Origin of the sequence: Xanthomonas sp. 3307 (assembly GCF_014199735.1) — a bacterium.
In the GTDB taxonomy this organism is placed as follows: domain Bacteria; phylum Pseudomonadota; class Gammaproteobacteria; order Xanthomonadales; family Xanthomonadaceae; genus Xanthomonas_A; species Xanthomonas_A rydalmerensis.
The window spans coordinates 463,833-480,690 of the sequence record NZ_JACHOG010000002.1; the positions used below are offsets into that span (position 1 = coordinate 463,833).

Consider the following 16,858-nt stretch of genomic DNA (forward strand, 5'->3'; position numbering starts at 1 on the left):
ACGCCGCGCCGCGTGTTTTGCATTCCGTAACCGTTTTCAGCGCAAAACGCGCGTGTTCTGCCGAATGCCGGGTACACCCGCTGCCTTATACTTTGCTGCACCTGCAACACCCCATCGCCGCTGCGGCCCGGGACATCTGTGGAATGGATTGCGCACCTGGCCCATGCCGGCACCTTGCTGATCGTCAACGCGTTGCTCGCGGCGGTGTCCTCGGCGATGTTCCTGGCGCTGTACGTCACCGGCCGCAAGGAACGGCATGCGCGCAGCCTGTTGCTGCTGGCGCTGAGCTACGCCGTCTTCGCCCTGGGTTTCGGCATCCTGCTGGCGCCGGCCTGGCATTTCACGGCCGTCTGGATCGCGCCGGCCGGCAACGTCACCCTGGACGTGGCGACTGTATTGACGCTGGTGGCGGTGAACGCCTACCTGCAACGCCCGCTGCTGCAGTGGACGCTGCTGCTGCCGGTCGCGATGCTCTGCGCGCTGGAACTCTACAGCCTGCATTACGCCGGCTACGATCACCGGATCATGGTGATCTTCGGCGGCCTGTTGCGCGGCATCCTGACCGTGGCCACGGCGGTGGCGTTGTGGCGCCATGCCCACAGCATGGTGCGCACCGCGGCGCGCTTCACTGCCGTCTTCCACTTCCTGTGGGCCGGGATGATCGGGCTGCGGATCGCATGGTGGGCCGTCCATCCCGACGTCGGTCTCGGCCAAGACCCGACCACGAATTTCGGCTTGCTGGCGCGCATCGTGCTGACGGCCAGCATCACCCCTGGGTTCCTGTGGATGCTGACCCGCGAAATGAACGCGGAACTGGTCCGGCATGCCTCGCAGGATCCACTCACCGGGGTAACCAACCGCCGGGTGATGTGGGAGCGCGGCGAAGCGGCGACCTGCGATGCGGCGCGCAAGCAGGGCGCGATCGCCGTGCTGATGATCGACGTGGACCACTTCAAGGCGATCAACGACCGCTTCGGCCATGCCGTCGGCGACCAGGTCCTGATCGCCATCGCGCAGACCCTGTCGCAGCACATCCGCGCGCCCGATCTGCTGGCGCGCATCGGCGGCGAAGAATTCATGGTGCTGGTCCCGCATGGCGACGAAGCCGCGGTACGCAATCTCGCCGAGCGCCTGCGTCGCCGGGTGGAACAGCAGCAGATCGGTCCGGCGCCGGATGCGCCACTGGCATGCACGGTGAGCATCGGCTATTGCCGGTCGGCAGGCGCGCAGGCGCCCTGGCAGACCCTGGTGCTGGCGGCCGACCAGGCGCTGTACGCCGCCAAGCGTGCCGGCCGCAACCAGATCGCCGGCACCACCGTCGCATGATCGCCAGCGGCGAACCACACACACTGCGGGCGCTGCGCGCGGCATGAGCGGCTGGCATCCGTCCCTGTACCGGCAATGGTTCGCCGTCGCGCCCGCCGCGGCGTTGCGACGGCGGCCGCTGGCCGTGTCGGTGATGGACCGGCACGCGGCGATCGCGCGCTGCGCCGACGGCAGCCTGCTGGCGCTGGAAGACCGTTGTCCGCACCGGCACGCGCCGCTGTCGGCCGGCTGCGCCACCGGCGATGGCCTGTCCTGCCCGTATCACGGCTGGCGCTTCGACCGCGCCGGCGCCCTGCGCGAGATCCCCGGGTTGCCGCCCGGGCAGGTGCCGCCGGCGGTGCGGGTACGCGCCTTCGCCGCGCGCGAGCACGACGGGTTGATCTGGCTGCGTCCCGATCCCGAGGGCGCGGACGCGCCGTCGCAACTGGTGCAGGCGCTGCAGCCGTCGGCGCGGCGCTTCCTGTGGCGTACGCGCTGGGACGCGCACGTGGTCGATGCGCTGGAGAACTTCCTGGACCCGCTGCACACCCACCTGCTGCATCCGGGGCTGGTGCGACGTGGCGGCGCGCGCACCGCGATGCGCGCGGAACTGCGCCATACCGAGGAAGGCTTCCACGTGGACTACCGCGGCGCCGCGGCGCAGAGCGGCTGGCTGTACCGGCTGTTCGAATCGCCGCGGATCCTGGAACGCGCGCATTTCGCCGCCCCCGGCAGCGCGCAGATCGAGTATCGCTACGCGCGCGGCGGCCGCGTGCGGATCAGCCTGCACTTCACCCCGCTCGGCGAACGCAGCACCGACGTCTTCGCCAGCCTGCACGTGGAAGGCCGCTGGGCGCCGGCGTGGGCGGTGCGCCTGCTGGTGTGGCCGCTGCTGCACCGGGTCGGCGAACAGGACCGGCGCATGCTCGCGCTGCAGTCGCGCAACCTGCAGCGCTACCCGGGCGCGCGCGGCGCCTCCACCGCGCTGGACCTGGTGCGCGAACCGCTACGCCGTTACTGGCAAGGCGACGCGCTACCGACGCCCGGCAGCGGTCACGACGTGGAGATCATGCTGTGACCGCGCCGAGCCGCTGCAGCACGTCCGCCAGCGGGGCCGGACGCCCGAGCAGATAGCCCTGCACGCCGCCGCAGCCGTGCGCGCGCAGCCAGCGCAACTGCGCCTCGGTTTCCACGCCCTCGGCGACCACGTCCAGCCCCAGGCAATGGCCCAGGGTCAGCAGCGCCTGGCAGATCGAGGCGTTGCGCGGGTCGCGGTCCACCTCGGCGACGAAGCTGCGGTCGATCTTCAGCGTGTCCAGCGGCAGGTCGCGCAGATGCGCCATGCTGGAGAAACCGGTGCCGACATCGTCCAGGGCCACGCGCACGCCCAGCGCGCGCAGTTGCCGCAGCACGTCGCCGGCCTGCTGCGGCTGCCGCATCAGGCTGCTCTCGGTCAGTTCCAGCTGCAGGCCGTTGGCGGCCAGCCCGGCCTCGGCACAGGCCTGCACCAGGTCGGCGACCAAATCGCCATCGAAGAACTGCAGCGCCGACACGTTCACCGCCACCGGCAGGTCCGGCCATCCGTGGTCGACCAGGTCGCGACGCGCGCGCGCCGCCGCGCGCATCACCCAGCGCCCCAGCGGCAGGATCAACCCGGTGTCCTCGCACAACTGGATGAACGCATCCGGGGCGATGAAGCTGCCGTCGGCCTGCGGCCAGCGGACCAGGGCCTCGAGTTCGCGCGGGGCGCTGCTGCCGGCGTGCATGATCGGCTGGAAATACAGCTCGAATTCCTGGCGCTCGATCGCCTGCTGGAGACGTCCGGCCAGGCGCAGGCGTTCGGCGGTCCGCGCCGCGATGGCCGGGTCGAAGCGCACCAGGCTGCGGCCCTCGGCCTGTGCCGCGTGCGCGGCCTGCGCGGCGCTGCCGATCGCCTCGTGAGCGTCGGCGGCATCGTCCGGACACAGCGCCACGCCGATGTGCGCCTGCAGCTGCTGGGCGAACTCACCGCCCTGCACCGGCGCGTACAGCGCCTCCTGCAGCGCCTGCAAGGCCTGTGGCAGCGCATATGGGTCCAGGATCGCCAGCACGAAGTCCTGCGCCGGCTGATGCGCGCTCAGGCCGAAGCGCTCGCCGAGCGCGCGGATGCGACCGGCCACCGTGCTGCGCACCGCATCGCCGGCGGCGCGGCCCAGGGTATCGCCGATCAGGGCCAGGCCGCGCACCTGCACGTAGGCGATGGCATAGCCGCCGCGTTGCGCACGCAGGGCATCGGCCAGGGCGTGCGGCTTGAGCAGGCCGGTGCTGAAGTCGTGGCGCGCCAGGTAGGCCAGCTCGCGTTCGTGGGCCACGCGCTCGGTGACGTCCTCGGCCAGGATCAAGCGCGCCGGCACGCCGCTGAACTCCAGGTCGGCACTGTGGACGCACACCGACAGCAGGCTGCCGTCCTTGCGCCGGTGGGTCCACACGCTCGGCGCGGCGAAGCCTTCGCGCGGTTTGCGCACGTCCTGCAGCAAGCGTTCGACGTCCTCGGCCGGACGCAGATCGCGCAGATCCATCGCCAGGAATTCGGCGCGGCTGTAGCCGTACTGGCGCACCGCGGCCTGGTTCACTTCCAGGAAGCGCAGGCTGTCCACCGCGAACACCCAGTACGGCAGCGGATTGCGGTCGAACACCAGCCGGAACTGGCGCTCGGCGTCGAGCAGGCGCGCCTGCGCCGCCACCCGGTCGCTGACGTCCTGTACCGCACCGGTCATGCACAGGCCCTTGCGGGTGCGCACCAGCGCGCCGCGCGCGGCCAGCCAGCGCAGGCGCCCATCGGGCAGATGCATACGGTAGACGGTGTTGTAGTCCGCCCGTCCCCGCGCGGCGTCCTCGTAGAGCTGCGTCACTCGCGCGCGATCCTCGTCGTGGATCCGCTCCAGAAACGCCTCGATCGGCAGCTGCATGCGCTGCAGGCCGAACATCGCGCCGGTCGGCTCGGACAGGCGCAGCACGCGCTCGGCGATGTCGATGCGCCAGGTGCCGATGCCGCCCATGCCGTGGGCCAGGCGCAGGTCCTCGTCGCCGCGGCGCAGGCGCTGCAGCAGATGGCGCTGGCGACGCTCGGCGCGGCGTAGGCTGCCGAGCAGATAGGCCAGGCCAAGCAGGTACAGCACATACACCAGCGCCGCCACCGCGGCGAACCCCCACCAGCCGGACAGCGTCTCGCGCAGCCCCACGCCGGCCACCGCCAGCAACGGATACGCGCCGCCACCGCTCAGCGCCAGGACCCGTGGCGTGCCGTCGAAGACATCGCGGCGCACGCCCAGCGCGCCGCCGTGCGGCATCGGCTGCGCCAGCGCGATCGGCAGGCGGGACTGGCCGGCCGCGAGCGGGCGGCTGGCGCCCAGCAGCGCACCCTGCGCGTCGGTCAGGGCGACGATGCCGTCGCGCCCGCTGTCGGTGCCCTGCACGATGCGCTGCAGCGCGGCCACCCGCCATTGCGCCTCGACCCAACCGTCCGTGCCCCAGGGCACAGCCACCCGCACCACCGCCTCGCCGTCGGCCAGCCGCAGCGGCGGACTCACGCAGACCCGGCCGCCACAGCGCGCACGCTGCATCCACGCACGCAGGTGCGCATCGCCGGCACCGCCGAAGCAGCGTCGCCCCTGCGCATCCAGCAAGGACACGTCGTGCAGTTCCGGGTGCCGCGTCAGCAGGCCCTGCAGCGAGGCGGCGATCAGTTCTGGCGCGCGTCGCGGCGTCTCCGCCAGCAGCGCCTGCGCACTCAGGCCTTCGCCGTGCAGGGCCTGGCCGAGATTGTCCAGTTGCAACTGCAGCAAGCGGTCGGCGCCGGTGGCCAGCGCCAGGCTCTGCCGCTGCGCCGCGGCCAGGCGATTGTGGCGGTCCTGCGCCAGGACCAGCACCAGGCCGGCCGCCAGCACCACCGCCAGCACCAGGCCCCAGGTCGCGATCGCCCGCGACGGCGCGCGCGTGACGCGCCGCAGGCGGTGCCGGAAGCGACGGTCGCGCTTCCTGTCGGCGAGCGGGTGCTGCGGCATCGAGAATTGCAACGGTGCGTAGGTGCTGGTTACAGCGGCCTGGCACCGGCGTTCTTGACCGTACGTGATGCGATACTGCGTTCAGCGACGCAGATAAACGGTTCAGTCCATCACGGGCCACTGCGCCAGTTGCTGCGTGGTCAAACCGACGCGCCGGCAGGCACGCGCGGCAATGCCGTCGTGCAGCGCGACCCGGAACAGCGGCGCCACCTGCTGCAGCAGCCAGGCCGGCACCGCAGGGCCGGTACGCTGCAGCCGCGCCTGCCGCAGCATGGCGCTGGCCCACGGCGGCAGCAGCGCCGCGCCGGCGCCCAGGAACAATTCGCGCGACAACCCCGGCGCCGGCACCGGCAGGCGCAGGCCCGCCAGCACCGCCAGCACCTCGCGCGAGCGCGCGTCCACCCGCAACTGCGGCCGCTGCCGTTCGAAATAGTCCAACACCGCGGCCTCGCTGGCCGGCACGGCGCGCGCGCCCAGCGCCTCGGCGACGCGCCGTCCCTCGTCGTAGTAGCGGTCGGCGATCGCCGCCGGTACCGCACGGCAGTAGCGGCGGTAGCCCTGCAGAAAGCCGTAGGCTTCGGTCACGTGCACCCAGGTCAGCAACGCCGGGTCGTCGGCGGCATAGGCGCGCCCGTCGGGCGTGTGGCCGCGCACCCGCGTGTGGATCGCGCGAACCCGGGCGATCTGGCGCTGCGCCGCGTCGGTGGGCGCATAGCTGGTGGCGGCGACGAATTGCGTGGTGCGACGCAGGCGCCCGACCAGGTCCTCGCGAAAGTTGGAATGGTCGTAGACCCCGGCCAACGCCAGCGGATGCAGGGTCTGCAACAACAGCGCACACAGCCCGCCGGCCAGCATGCCGGGAAATTCGGCATGGATGCGCCAGGTGACGCTGTCCGGACCGAACAGGCCGATGTCGCCGAGCGGCTGGTCGTAATCGATGGCATCGCGCTCGCGCGGGAACGCGCCCAACACCCAGCGGCGAATCTGGGTGGTGGCCGGGGCGGAGAGGGTGCGTAACAACGAAGGCATACGCCGATGCTAGCGGAGATGGCGCGAGCGCCGTGCGATGGCGTATGGCGCGCACCGGCCGCGCCGCATGTGCGACCGCAGCATGCACTTTGCGGCCGCTGTGCTAGAAAGAAGCTGCCTCAAGATAGCCCGTCGACGTTCCGCATCCGTCACCGCATCTGCAAGGAGCCCGTCATGCTCGCTTTGTTCAAAGGCTTGGGATTGCTGCTCGAGGACAACGCGCTGCACCAGCGCTCGTTTCCCGAACAGGTCGCGCACTGGCAGCACAAGAGCGAATCGCAGATCCGCGAAGAGGTGGCCTTGCTGGCCAAGGCCAAGCAGCAATGGCTGGTCGCCTCGATCATCGGCTGGCAGGCGATCTCGCTGATCCTGCTCGGGGTGATCACCGCGCAGTTGTGGCAGCACGACTACCACCTGACCTTCTCGCGCATCGTCATCGTGGTCACCTCGTGGGTGGCGATCCTGTTCGTGATCTGGTTCATCGCCAACATGTTCGATCGCACCGCCGGCTTCGAGCGCTGGCTCACCGCGTTCAACAGCCGCGAGCCGCTGTCCGCCGATGCCGACACCGTGGAATGCGTGGCCGACGCGCTGAACATGGCGCGCAAGTACCCGGAGATCCTCGCCTACAAGCGCGAGGTGGTGGCCAACCGCGAGCTGCGCCACGAGGACATCCGGATCATGCGCGAGATGGGCCGCATCCGCCTGCATGCCGAACTGGTCGCCTCGCTGATCCAGTTCGAAGGCACGCCGCCCGGCGGCCAGCCCGGCGTGTTCCGCGTCGCCGGCTGAGGCTGCCGCACACGCACAAGGCGCGCCGTCTGCACGACGGCGCGTCGTCGGCCTGGCGCCACACGCGACCGCAGCGCGGCCGCCATGCACGCATGATCGGTCGGCATCCACGCACGCGCCTGCAGGGTGCTCGTCGAGTTCGGCGCTGCAGCTTGGACACGCTGGCAGCGCAACCACGATGCCTGGCCATTTGGCCGGAGCCTGCCGGTCCAGCCGACCTCCCACCCGACTCCCCGCCGTGCACCCGTCACGGCCGCTGCAACGCACGCGCCGGCCATGGGCATTCCCAACGCCCATTTCGCGAAATATAATCATTCTCGATTAGAACTTTCGCCCCCACGGTCTCGATGCCACTGCACCCCCTCTCCTGCGCCTGCCTGCTGGGCATGGCGCTGTCCCTGCCTGCGCACGCCGCCACCGCCGATACCGCCACGGCCGCCGACAGCAGCGCCGATGCCGCACAGGCGACCGCCCTGCCCACGGTGCAGGTGCGCGCCGACGCCCAGAGCGGCTTCCACGCCACCGGACCGGTGCAGGCCGACAAGTCCGACGCGCCGCTGGCGCAGACGCCGTTCTCGATCACCGTGGTGCCGCGTGCGCTGCTGGACAGCCAGCAGGCACTGAGCCTGTCCGACGCGCTGCACAACGTCTCCGGCGTGGTCGCCAACACCTACGGCCGGCGCGGCTGGGACGACCTGATCATCCGCGGCCAGACCGCCTCCGACGCGCTGTTCGTCGACGGCCTGCGCACCGCCGCCAACAACCGCGTGGCCGAGCAACTGTTCGGCGTGCAGCAGGTGGAGGTACTGAAGGGCCCGGCCTCGCTGCTGTATGGGCAGGTGCTGCCGGGCGGCCTGGTCAACCTGATCAGCAAGCGCCCCGGCGCCGACCCGATGCGGCGGGTCGACCTGAGCGTGGGCAGCGATGGCCTGCGCCAGGGCAGCGTCGATTTCAACCAGCCGCTGTCGGCCGACGGCAAGGCGGCCTTGCGCCTCAATGCGCTGGCGATGAACAGCGACGACCCGACCGACCACGTGTACTTCCGCAGCCGCTGGATCGCGCCGTCGTTGTCGCTGGACCTGGGCCCGCGCACCGACTTCGTGCTGCTGACCAGCTACCAGGAACGCGACTACATCCGCCAGCAGGGCCTGCCCTGGGAAGGCAGCGCCGAACCCAACCGCAATGGCAGGATCGACCGCGCGCTGTTCACCGGCGAACCCGGGCAGCGGCCGTACCACAGCCACCAGAGCCGGATCGGCTACGTGCTCGATCACCGCTTCGACAACGGCTGGACCCTGCACCACGCCGCGCGCTGGCAGAGTTTCGGCCTGGACGGCTTCCTGATCGCCAACAACGGCCTGGCCGCCGACCTGCGTACCCTGCGTCGCACCGCCACCCAGCAACAGTTCGACGGGCGCACCTGGGTGCAGGACACCTACCTGCAGGGCGGCTTCGCCACCGGCACCTGGCAGCACACCGTCACCGCCGGCCTGGACGCGTTCAAGACCTGGGAGTGGAACGTGCAGTCGACCTGCCGCGTCGGCACTCTCGACGTGTACGCGCCGGTCTACGGCAGCGCCGTGATCTGCCCGGCCCGGCCCAACCGCGACAATCTCAGCGTGGTCGCCTCCGGCGGCCTGTACCTGCGCGACCGCATCCAGTTCGCGTCCGACTGGCAGTTGCTGCTGGGCTTGCGCCACGACCGCAGCCGCAACCGCAGCGAGGACCACCTGGCCGGCAGCGACGTGCGCAACGACGCCAGCGCGACCACCGGCTCGGCAGCACTGATGTTCGACGCCGGCGGCGGCCTGCGCCCGTATGCCAGCGTCGCCACCTCGTTCTATCCCAACGTCGGTACCGACGCGCAGGGCGCGCAGTTCGACCCCGAGCGCGGCCGCCAGGTGGAACTGGGCGTCAAGATGGAGGTGGGCAGCGGCACCAGCCTGAGCATGGCGCTGTACGACCTGCGCCGGCGCAACGTGCTGCAGGCCGATCCGTTCAACGACGGCTACAGCATCGCCGTGGGAGAACAGCGCAGCCGCGGCCTGGAACTCAACGCCGCCGCCGACCTGGGCAACGGGCTGAGCCTGTTCGGCGGTTACGCCTACACCGATGCGGTGGTCACCGACGATGGCGGCCAACGCGTCAGCAGCGTGGGCGATCGTCTGAGCAACGTGCCGCGGCACAGCGGTTCGCTGTGGCTGCAGTACAGCGCCCACGGCGCGGCCGACGGCTGGAGCGTCAGCGGCGGCGCGCGTGCCGAAGGCGAGAAGACCGCCTACGGCCACCGGATTCCCGGCTACCTGGTGTTCGACGCCGGCCTGGGCTACCGCCAGGGCCATTGGCGTTACGCATTGAACCTGAAGAACGCCTTCGACCGCGACTACTACACCGGCGGCCTACAGCGCGCCGTGGCCCTGGGCGACCCGCGCACGCTGCTGTTCTCGGTGGGCGTAGATTACTGAGCAGACGGCGTCGCTTCCCCGCCGCGCATGCGTGGTCGCAAGCGCGGCCTGCGGCGCGTGACCGCGCCGTCGACGCATCATCCCCGCGCCGCCATGCCGTCCTGCCGAAAGGGACGGAGCAGCCTCCTGTGGGAGCGACTGCAGGGCACCTGCAATAACGCACTTTGTCGCGACTCAAGCGAACATGTCGTGTCACCTTCGTAGGAGCGGCTTTAGCCGCGACGGGCTTTCCCGGGAAAGCCCGTCGCGGCTAAAGCCGCTCCTACAGGAGGGCTCGCGTCGTTGTCAGAGGCGCCCTTCAGGCGCGACGCATGACGTCATCCGGCAGCCGCTTTGCACCCGCCGTCGGGACTGAAGCCCCTCCCACAACAGCCGCGATCATCCGGACATCGCCAGATGCCGCGGCAGATCATGTCGGCCAGCCACACGCCATCGCTCCTCAATCGCGCCCGCACGCCGACGCCGCGGCATCCGACACCACGCATTGCCGGAAATCGCGCGGCAGCCCGGCGATCTCGCGGCGCTGGCCGACCGTCAGATCAAAGGCCTGCAACACGCGCGGACTGCAGGCAGCACCGTCGCCGCCGCTTGCCGCCTGCGATGTCGTGCAGGCGGCGTAGACCTGGTAGTGGCAGCGTCCGCTGTGGCTGTCGATGCAGCGGAACGTGGCCAGGCCGCCGCGGTAGGTGGTCCGACTGAACAGCAGCGGCACGCCGCGTTCGCTGGCCTGCACCACCGTCTCGCGGCTGGCGCCGACGGACAGGTCGAGATCGGCATGTCCGTGGCAGCCGAACAGGCCGAGCAGGCACGACCACAGCAAGGAGAGCAAGCGCATGCGGAGATTCCTTGTTCCAGTGCGAAGCGGAAGGTGATGCCGCGGCTACATGCCGCGGAACAGGCTCATGTACGGCTGGCTGACGGTCAGGACCTCGTCGCGGTGGCGCAGCTTCAGCCGGCCCTTGCCGGTGTCGTCGCGCACCACCGAGGCCACCGCCTTGAGGTTGACGATGGTGGAGCGGTGGATCTGTCGGAACGCGGCCGGATCGAGCACGTCCAGCAACTCGCGCAGGGAAGTGCGCAGCACCGCTTCGCCATCGCGGGTGAGCACCGTGGTGTACTTGCTGTCGGCCTGGAAATACAACACGTCGTCGAGCAGGATCAGCCGCGTCTCGCGGCCGCTGCTGGCGGTGACCCAGGCCAGCGGTGGCGGCGCCGATGGGGCGACTGGGCGCTGCTGCAGGCGCTGCAACAGCGCATCGAGCACCGCCGGATCCGGCCCCTGCGCCGCCCGCGCCTGCAGCCGCTGCACCGTGGCCTGCAGGCGTTCGCGCACGATCGGCTTGAGCAGGTAGTCCACCGCGCCGTGTTCGAACGCATCGATGGCGTACTGGTCGTAGGCGGTGACGAACACCACCTGCGTGTGTGGACTCAGTTCCCCCAGCGCGCGCGCCACCTCGATGCCGCTCAGCCCGGGCATGCGGATGTCCAGGAATGCCACCTGCGGGCGCAACTCCGCCAGCCGCTCCAGCGCACTGGCGCCGTCCTCGCACTCGGCGACGATGCGCAGCTGCGGCCACACCTCGCCCAGCAGCGCGACCAGCGCGTCGCGCAGCAGGGTTTCGTCCTCGGCGACGATCGCATCAGTCATGCTGCGCTCCCATGGCCATCGGCGCCGGCACCGGCAATGGCGGTGGCGGCGCCCCAACCGGCCACGGCAGGGTGATGGTGGCGGCCACGCCGCTGGGGAAGTTGGAGACGATGGCGAAGCTCGCCGCGCCGGCGTAGGTCAGGCGCAGCCGCTCACGCAGGTTCTTCAGGCCGATGCCGGTGCCGCTGGACTGGGTGTTGAAGCCCAGGCCGTCGTCGGCCACGGTCAGGGTGACGTGGTCGTCGACCACGCGCGCCAGGATCCAGATGGTGCCGCCGCCGGGCTTGGGTTCCAGGCCATGCTTGATCGCGTTCTCCACCAGCGTCTGCAACATCATCGACGGCAGCGGCAGCGTCTTCATCGTCTCCGGCACCTGTACCTGCAGTTGCAGGCGTGCACCCATGCGGATGCGCAGGATCTCCAGATAGGCCTGGGTCCGCTCCAGCTCGTCGCCGAGCGAACTCATCGCGTCCTCGGCGCTGGGCAGCGAGCGTCGCAGATATTGGATGAGATAGCCCAGCATCAGGTCGGCGCGCGGCGGGTCGGTGCGCGCCAGCACCTGCGCACTGGCTAGGGTGTTGTAGAGGAAATGCGGCTCGACCTGCGCGTGCAGCAGATTCAGCCGCGCCACGGTCAGCTCCTGCGCGGTGGCGGCCTGCGCGGCGGCAGCCTGCTCGTCGCGGCGCAGCTCGGCCACGCGCCGCGTCAGCGCGCGGCCCAAGGCCTCGGCGTTCTCGTAGTTGCTGCCTTCGTCGACGGCGAACAGGTCGATCCAGGCGCTGGCATCGGGCTCCAGCAGCAAGGTCAGGCTGCTGGTGCCGGTGCCCGGGGTCACCGTCGCCAGCACCTGGTTGCGCTTGACCGCGAAGCGCGCGACCAGGTTCCAGCGCGACGGCCGGCGGCCGTTGTACGGATCGATGCGGCGCACCTTGGCGCGCACCTGCAGGCTGTCCAGCGTGCTTTCGACCTCCTCCACCCGCGGCAGCTCGCGCACCGCCGCATCCAGCAGCGCGAACGCCTCGCGGGTGTCCAGCGGAATCTCGATCTGGCGTCGCTGGCGGCTGGCCAGGGTCTCCCAGTCCAGGCGCCCGGCGATCAGCCAGACCCGGCGCAGGTGGGTGATGCCGGCGATCAGCGCCGACAGCATCAGCAGCATCGCCACCAGGCCGAAGAACCAGCCCGGCGGTCTGGACATGGCGTAGAACAGTCCGCTCCAGACGAAGCCGGCGACGACCACCGCCACGGCCCAGGCGCACAACAGACGGACGATGAAGAACAGGCTGGCGAGCATGGCGGCCGGGGACCGGAAGAGGTGCCAGCGAGCATAGCCGCCGCAGCCGGCGGCGCCAGCGCGCTGCGACGAAACCGCACGAACGCGGAGCGGAGACAGGAATTCGGCGTGCCAACCGCTGCCCGTCCGGCGCTGCAGCCGCTGCCCGCGCACTGCCGGGATGGCGATCCGCGATGGACGGCGTCGGGGCTCGAAGCGACCATCGCCCGCGCGACGCACAGGCCTCCTGAGCGGCAGCGGCTCGTATGGTCGGCCAGACCGGCGCGCATCGCCTGCCAGGATCGCTCACCGCCTCGGCGGCGCAGCTTCGTTCTAGACTCTATGTCCGACCAGGGGAAACCAGGATGCGCCAGCAGCACGTCCCACGCCGCGCCATGACGACGCTCGCCCAACGCGGAGCGCCGGCGGCAGTCGCGCCCGGCCCGGTCGCCCCGCGCGCGCCGGATCGGCACTGCGTCGCCAGCCCCGCTGTGCGTGGCGCGCGACCGTGGTCACGATGCACGTAATCCTGGCGACGGAATCGATCCGGTATCCGCTGACCGGCGTCGGCCGCTACACGCAGGAACTGGCCACGCAGTTGGCGTCCTTGCCACAGATCGATTCGCTGCGCTTCCTGCACGGCCGGCGCCTGCGCAACGACCTGCCGGCGCCGGGCCCGGCACCGACGCTCGTGCCGTGGCTGCGCGACCGACTGTCGGGCATCCAGCCGGCCGTCGACATCTACCGGCGGATAAACAATGCAGCCAAGGCGCGCGCGCTGCGCGGACAGGCGCCGGCCCTGTTCCATGGCTGCAACTACTACCTGCCGGCGTTCGACGGCCCCTGCGTTGCCACCTTCCACGACGTCTCGATCTATCGATGGGCCGAGTGCCATCGTGCCGACCGGGTACGCTACATGCGCAAGGAACTCGCGCTGTCCCTGCGCCGCGCGCAACTGATCCTGACCGTCTCGGAATTTTCGCGACGCGAGATCGCCGCGCAGTTCGACTGGCCGCTGGCGCGCATCCGCGCCATCCCGCTGGCCGGCAACGCGGCCTTCCGCCCGCATCGCACCGAGGAGTTGCAGGCGCCGCTGCAGGCGCTGGGCCTGCAGGCCGATGGCTATACGCTGTTCCTGGGGACGATCGAGCCGCGCAAGAACCTGCAGACGCTACTGCAGGCCTATGCCGCGCTGCCGGCGGCGCTGCGCACGCGCTGGCCGCTGGTGGTGGCCGGCCATCCGGGCTGGCACAGCGAGGCGCTGCACCAGCGCATGGCGCAGGCGCAACGCGACGGCTGGCTGCGCTACCTGGGTTACGTGGAGGAGGCCAGCCTGCCGGCGCTGGTCGCCGGTGCGCGGCTGTTCGTGTTCCCGTCGCTCTACGAGGGATTCGGCCTGCCGGTGCTGGAGGCGATGGGCAGCGGCACACCGGTGCTGTGTTCCAATGCGGCGGCGCTGCCCGAGGTCGCCGGCGACGCGGCCGCACTGTTCGATCCCGGCGATGCGGACGGTCTGGTCGGCTTGCTCGCGCGCGGCCTGGACGATGCGGCCTGGCGCGCGACGCTGAGCGCGGCCGGGCGCCGTCGTGCTGCCGAGTTCGACTGGCGTACGTGCGCCGAGCGCACTGTCGACGCCTACCGCGACGCGATGCGCGCATGAATCACGGAGCCCCGGGCTGATGCGCGTCCTGCATGTCTACAAGACCGCCCTGCCCGACTCCATCGGCGGGATCGAGCGGGTGGTGCATACGCTGGCGCAGCAGGCGCAGGCACGCGGGATCGACAGTGAGGTCCTGGCGCTTTGCGATGATGCCGCGCAGGCCGGCACCCGCCTCCATGCCGGCTACACGCTGCATCGGCTGCGCCGCATCGCCGAGTTCGCTTCGATGCCGGTCTCGCTCGGCCTGGTGCGGCGCTACGCGCAACTGGCGCGCCGCGCCGACCTGATCCATTACCACTTCCCGTGGCCGTTCATGGACGCGCTGCACTTCGCCGCCTCGGCGGGCACCCCCTCGGTGCTCACCTACCATTCGGACATCGTGCGGCAACGGCAGCTGTTGCGCCTGTACCGACCGCTGCAGCGGCGCTTTCTGCGCAGCGTCGACCGCATCGTCGCGACTTCGCCGAACTACCTGGCCAGCAGCGCGGTCCTGGCGGAACACCGCGCCAAGGTCAGCGTCATTCCCATCGGTCTGGATGCCGCGCCGCAACACGCGGCATCGACGCAGCGGATGCAGGCCTGGCGCACTCGCCTGGGTCCGCGCTTCCTGCTGTTCGTCGGGGTGCTGCGCTACTACAAGGGCGTGCGCTTTCTGCTGGAGGCCGCACACGGGCTGCAGATCCCGATCGCGATCGTCGGCGATGGCCCGGAAGCGTCCGCCTTGCGCGCGCAGGCGCAGGCGCAGGGCCTGCCCCACGTGCAGTTCCTCGGCACGGTGGACGAGGCCGACAAGCACGCCCTGCTCGCCGCCTGCGACGCGCTGGTGTTCCCGTCGCATCTGCGTTCCGAAGCCTTCGGCCTTTCCCTGCTGGAAGCGGCGATGCATGCCAAGCCGATGATTTCCTGCGAGATCGGCACCGGTACCAGCTTCGTCAACATCGATGGCGAAACCGGTCTGGTGGTGCCGCCGGCCGATCCGGTGGCCTTGCGCGACGCGATGCGCTATCTATGGGACCATCCACACATCGCCGCGGCCTTCGGGGGGCACGCGGAAGCGCGATACCGGCGGTTGTTCACCGCCGACGGCATGACCGACGCCTATCTGGCACTTTACCGCAGTGTCTGCGGGGCGCGCGGGGCAGAAGACAGGGAATGGGGATGAGGAGCAGCTTGGGGACGCACGGAAACAAGGCAATGCAGTCGCGCAGCGCGCGGAGCGAACGCGCATGAGACTGCTGGGCAGGCCACTGCCGCGGACGGCGGCAGCGGGCATGGTCGGCGATGCGATGGCGCTGGCGGCGACGCTGCTGAAGGTGGCCGATGCGGCGGTGGTGATCGGTAGCGGCCTGCTGGCCTATGCCGTGCGCGTGGGCCAGGCGAACCTGCCCGAGGCGCCACGTTATCCGTATGCGCTGCTGGCTGGCGCCGCGCTGACGCTGCTGGTGTTCTCGCAATTGGCGCTGTACCGCAGCTGGCGCCTGGCGCTGCCGACGATGATGCTGGGCCGGTTGCTGCTCGGCTGGGGCGTGGTGCTGGGCGTGCTCGCGTCGCTGAGTTTCCTGAGCAAGACCGGCCCCAGTTTCTCGCGCTTGTGGTTTCTGTACTGGGCGGTGATCGGCGCATTCGGCCTGATCGGGGTGCGCCTGGCCGCGGATCGTCTGCTGCGCTGGCTGCACCGACATGGCATCGGCACACGTCGAATCGCGGTGCTGGGTCCGCCGGAGCGGGTCGAACAGGTCGGCGCGCGGATCAGCCAGGGGCCATGGTCCGGACTGCAATGGGTGCCTTCACCGGCGATGATCCGCAACGGCGACCTTGCGGCATTGCCGCAATGGCTGGATCTGCAGGGCATTGCCGAAGTGTGGCTGACCTGGCCCATGCGCGAGGAAGCGCTGATCCGCGAGAGCATGCGCCGCCTCGACGCCAGCAGCGTGGACGTGCGCTGGATCCCGGACATTTTCGCCTTCGGCATGATTCACCACGGCATCGCCGAGGTGGCGGGAATGCCGCTGCTGGAGCTGTCGGTGCGGCCACTGTCGCGCACCGCGCAATGGATCAAGGACGTCACCGACAAACTGCTGGCCGCGCTGATCCTGCTGCTGAGCAGCCCGCTGCTGCTGGCGCTGGCGCTGGGCGTCAAGTTGTCCGGGCCGGGGCCGGTGCTGTTCCGGCAGACGCGGCACGGCTGGGACGGTCAACCATTCGAATTGTGGAAGTTCCGCAGCATGCGTCTGCACGACGCCGACGCTGCCGCGCCGCAGACCCAGCGCGGCGATCCGCGGGTGACCCGGTTCGGCGCCTTCATGCGCCGCACCAGCCTGGACGAGCTGCCGCAGTTCTTCAATGTGCTGCAGGGGCGCATGTCCATCGTCGGACCGCGTCCGCATGCACTGGCGCACAACGCGCAGTACCAGGACCTGGTGCCGAACTACCTGCAACGCCACCGGGTCAAGCCCGGCATCACCGGCTGGGCGCAGGTGAACGGGCTGCGCGGCGAGACCGACACGGTGGAGAAGATGCGCAAGCGCATCGACTACGACCTGTACTACATCCAGCACTGGTCGCTGTGGCTGGACCTGAGCATCATCGCGCAGACCGGCGTGATCGTGCTGTTCGACCGCGACGCTTATTGACCGCAGGACCGGG

At 70.4% G+C, this 16,858-nt stretch carries 12 protein-coding genes; 7 read left to right on the top strand and 5 right to left on the bottom strand.

Features of this window, described 5'->3' with window-relative positions; all coding sequences use genetic code 11:
* Positions 1–138 precede the first annotated feature (138 nt).
* Both GGR64_RS06920 and GGR64_RS06925 read left to right on the top strand, forming a co-directional pair.
* The gene (locus GGR64_RS06920) at positions 139–1,326 is read left to right on the top strand and encodes a GGDEF domain-containing protein (protein WP_184644767.1); all 1,188 of its coding nucleotides are present in this window, start codon (positions 139–141) and stop codon (positions 1,324–1,326) included.
* A 43-nt stretch (positions 1,327–1,369) separates the two neighbouring features.
* A complete protein-coding gene (locus tag GGR64_RS06925) occupies positions 1,370–2,383 on the top strand; it encodes a Rieske 2Fe-2S domain-containing protein (RefSeq protein WP_184644769.1) in 1,014 nt (337 codons plus the stop codon).
* Here the strand turns inward: GGR64_RS06925 and GGR64_RS06930 are convergent.
* Positions 2,373–5,348: an EAL domain-containing protein gene (locus GGR64_RS06930; RefSeq protein ID WP_184644771.1), complete on the bottom strand. Its 2,976-nt coding sequence runs from the start codon at positions 5,346–5,348 to the stop codon at positions 2,373–2,375. The two genes, GGR64_RS06925 and GGR64_RS06930, sit on opposite strands and share 11 nt — an antisense overlap.
* A gap of 102 nt (positions 5,349–5,450) precedes the next feature.
* Entirely contained in the window at positions 5,451–6,377 is a 927-nt protein-coding gene (locus tag GGR64_RS06935) for an oxygenase MpaB family protein (RefSeq protein ID WP_184644773.1), read from the bottom strand.
* 174 nt (positions 6,378–6,551) lie between these two features.
* On the opposite strand from GGR64_RS06935, the gene GGR64_RS06940 reads away from it, so the two are divergent.
* Together GGR64_RS06940 and GGR64_RS06945 are read left to right on the top strand one after the other, a co-directional pair.
* Positions 6,552–7,169, top strand: coding sequence for a hypothetical protein (locus GGR64_RS06940; RefSeq protein WP_184449412.1), 618 nt, complete (start codon positions 6,552–6,554; stop codon positions 7,167–7,169).
* A 347-nt stretch (positions 7,170–7,516) separates the two neighbouring features.
* Entirely contained in the window at positions 7,517–9,634 is a 2,118-nt protein-coding gene (locus tag GGR64_RS06945; RefSeq protein ID WP_184644775.1) for a TonB-dependent siderophore receptor, read from the top strand.
* A 439-nt stretch (positions 9,635–10,073) separates the two neighbouring features.
* Here GGR64_RS06945 and GGR64_RS06950 read toward each other — a convergent pair whose 3' ends face one another.
* The 3 genes from GGR64_RS06950 to GGR64_RS06960 are packed head-to-tail and all read right to left on the bottom strand — an operon-like array spanning position 10,074 to position 12,573.
* A complete protein-coding gene (locus GGR64_RS06950; protein WP_184644777.1) occupies positions 10,074–10,469 on the bottom strand; it encodes a hypothetical protein in 396 nt (131 codons plus the stop codon).
* A 45-nt stretch (positions 10,470–10,514) separates the two neighbouring features.
* Positions 10,515–11,282, bottom strand: a complete 768-nt coding sequence (locus GGR64_RS06955; RefSeq protein ID WP_160968192.1) for a LytTR family DNA-binding domain-containing protein — start codon at positions 11,280–11,282, stop codon at positions 10,515–10,517.
* On the bottom strand, positions 11,275–12,573 hold the full coding sequence (locus tag GGR64_RS06960) for a histidine kinase (protein ID WP_184644779.1): 1,299 nt from the start codon (positions 12,571–12,573) through the stop codon (positions 11,275–11,277). Before GGR64_RS06960 ends, GGR64_RS06955 begins: the two co-directional genes overlap by 8 nt.
* Positions 12,574–13,069: 496 nt before the next feature.
* Between GGR64_RS06960 and GGR64_RS06965 the strand changes: the two genes are divergently transcribed.
* The 3 genes from GGR64_RS06965 to GGR64_RS06975 all read left to right on the top strand — a co-directional run bounded on the left by GGR64_RS06965 (position 13,070) and on the right by GGR64_RS06975 (position 16,845).
* The gene (locus tag GGR64_RS06965; RefSeq protein WP_184644781.1) at positions 13,070–14,212 is read left to right on the top strand and encodes a glycosyltransferase family 1 protein; all 1,143 of its coding nucleotides are present in this window, start codon (positions 13,070–13,072) and stop codon (positions 14,210–14,212) included.
* Positions 14,213–14,231: 19 nt separating this feature from the next.
* Complete coding sequence (locus GGR64_RS06970; RefSeq protein WP_184644783.1) at positions 14,232–15,374, top strand: glycosyltransferase; 1,143 nt, start codon at positions 14,232–14,234, stop codon at positions 15,372–15,374.
* A gap of 64 nt (positions 15,375–15,438) precedes the next feature.
* Positions 15,439–16,845: an undecaprenyl-phosphate glucose phosphotransferase gene (locus GGR64_RS06975; RefSeq protein ID WP_260302934.1), complete on the top strand. Its 1,407-nt coding sequence runs from the start codon at positions 15,439–15,441 to the stop codon at positions 16,843–16,845.
* Positions 16,846–16,858 lie beyond the last annotated feature (13 nt).

Excerpts from the sequence above, each read along its gene's own strand:
- GGR64_RS06965 (WP_184644781.1), top strand. The coding sequence starts at position 13,070 with ATGCACGTAATCCTGGCGACGGAATCGATCCGGTATCCGCTGACCGGC.
- GGR64_RS06945 (WP_184644775.1), top strand. The coding sequence starts at position 7,517 with ATGCCACTGCACCCCCTCTCCTGCGCCTGCCTGCTGGGCATGGCGCTG.
- GGR64_RS06930 (WP_184644771.1), bottom strand. The coding sequence starts at position 5,348 with ATGCCGCAGCACCCGCTCGCCGACAGGAAGCGCGACCGTCGCTTCCGG.
- GGR64_RS06955 (WP_160968192.1), bottom strand. The coding sequence starts at position 11,282 with ATGACTGATGCGATCGTCGCCGAGGACGAAACCCTGCTGCGCGACGCG.
- GGR64_RS06960 (WP_184644779.1), bottom strand. The coding sequence starts at position 12,573 with ATGCTCGCCAGCCTGTTCTTCATCGTCCGTCTGTTGTGCGCCTGGGCC.
- GGR64_RS06950 (WP_184644777.1), bottom strand. The coding sequence starts at position 10,469 with ATGCGCTTGCTCTCCTTGCTGTGGTCGTGCCTGCTCGGCCTGTTCGGC.
- GGR64_RS06970 (WP_184644783.1), top strand. The coding sequence starts at position 14,232 with ATGCGCGTCCTGCATGTCTACAAGACCGCCCTGCCCGACTCCATCGGC.
- GGR64_RS06925 (WP_184644769.1), top strand. The coding sequence starts at position 1,370 with ATGAGCGGCTGGCATCCGTCCCTGTACCGGCAATGGTTCGCCGTCGCG.
- GGR64_RS06975 (WP_260302934.1), top strand. The coding sequence starts at position 15,439 with ATGAGACTGCTGGGCAGGCCACTGCCGCGGACGGCGGCAGCGGGCATG.
- GGR64_RS06940 (WP_184449412.1), top strand. The coding sequence starts at position 6,552 with ATGCTCGCTTTGTTCAAAGGCTTGGGATTGCTGCTCGAGGACAACGCG.
- GGR64_RS06935 (WP_184644773.1), bottom strand. The coding sequence starts at position 6,377 with ATGCCTTCGTTGTTACGCACCCTCTCCGCCCCGGCCACCACCCAGATT.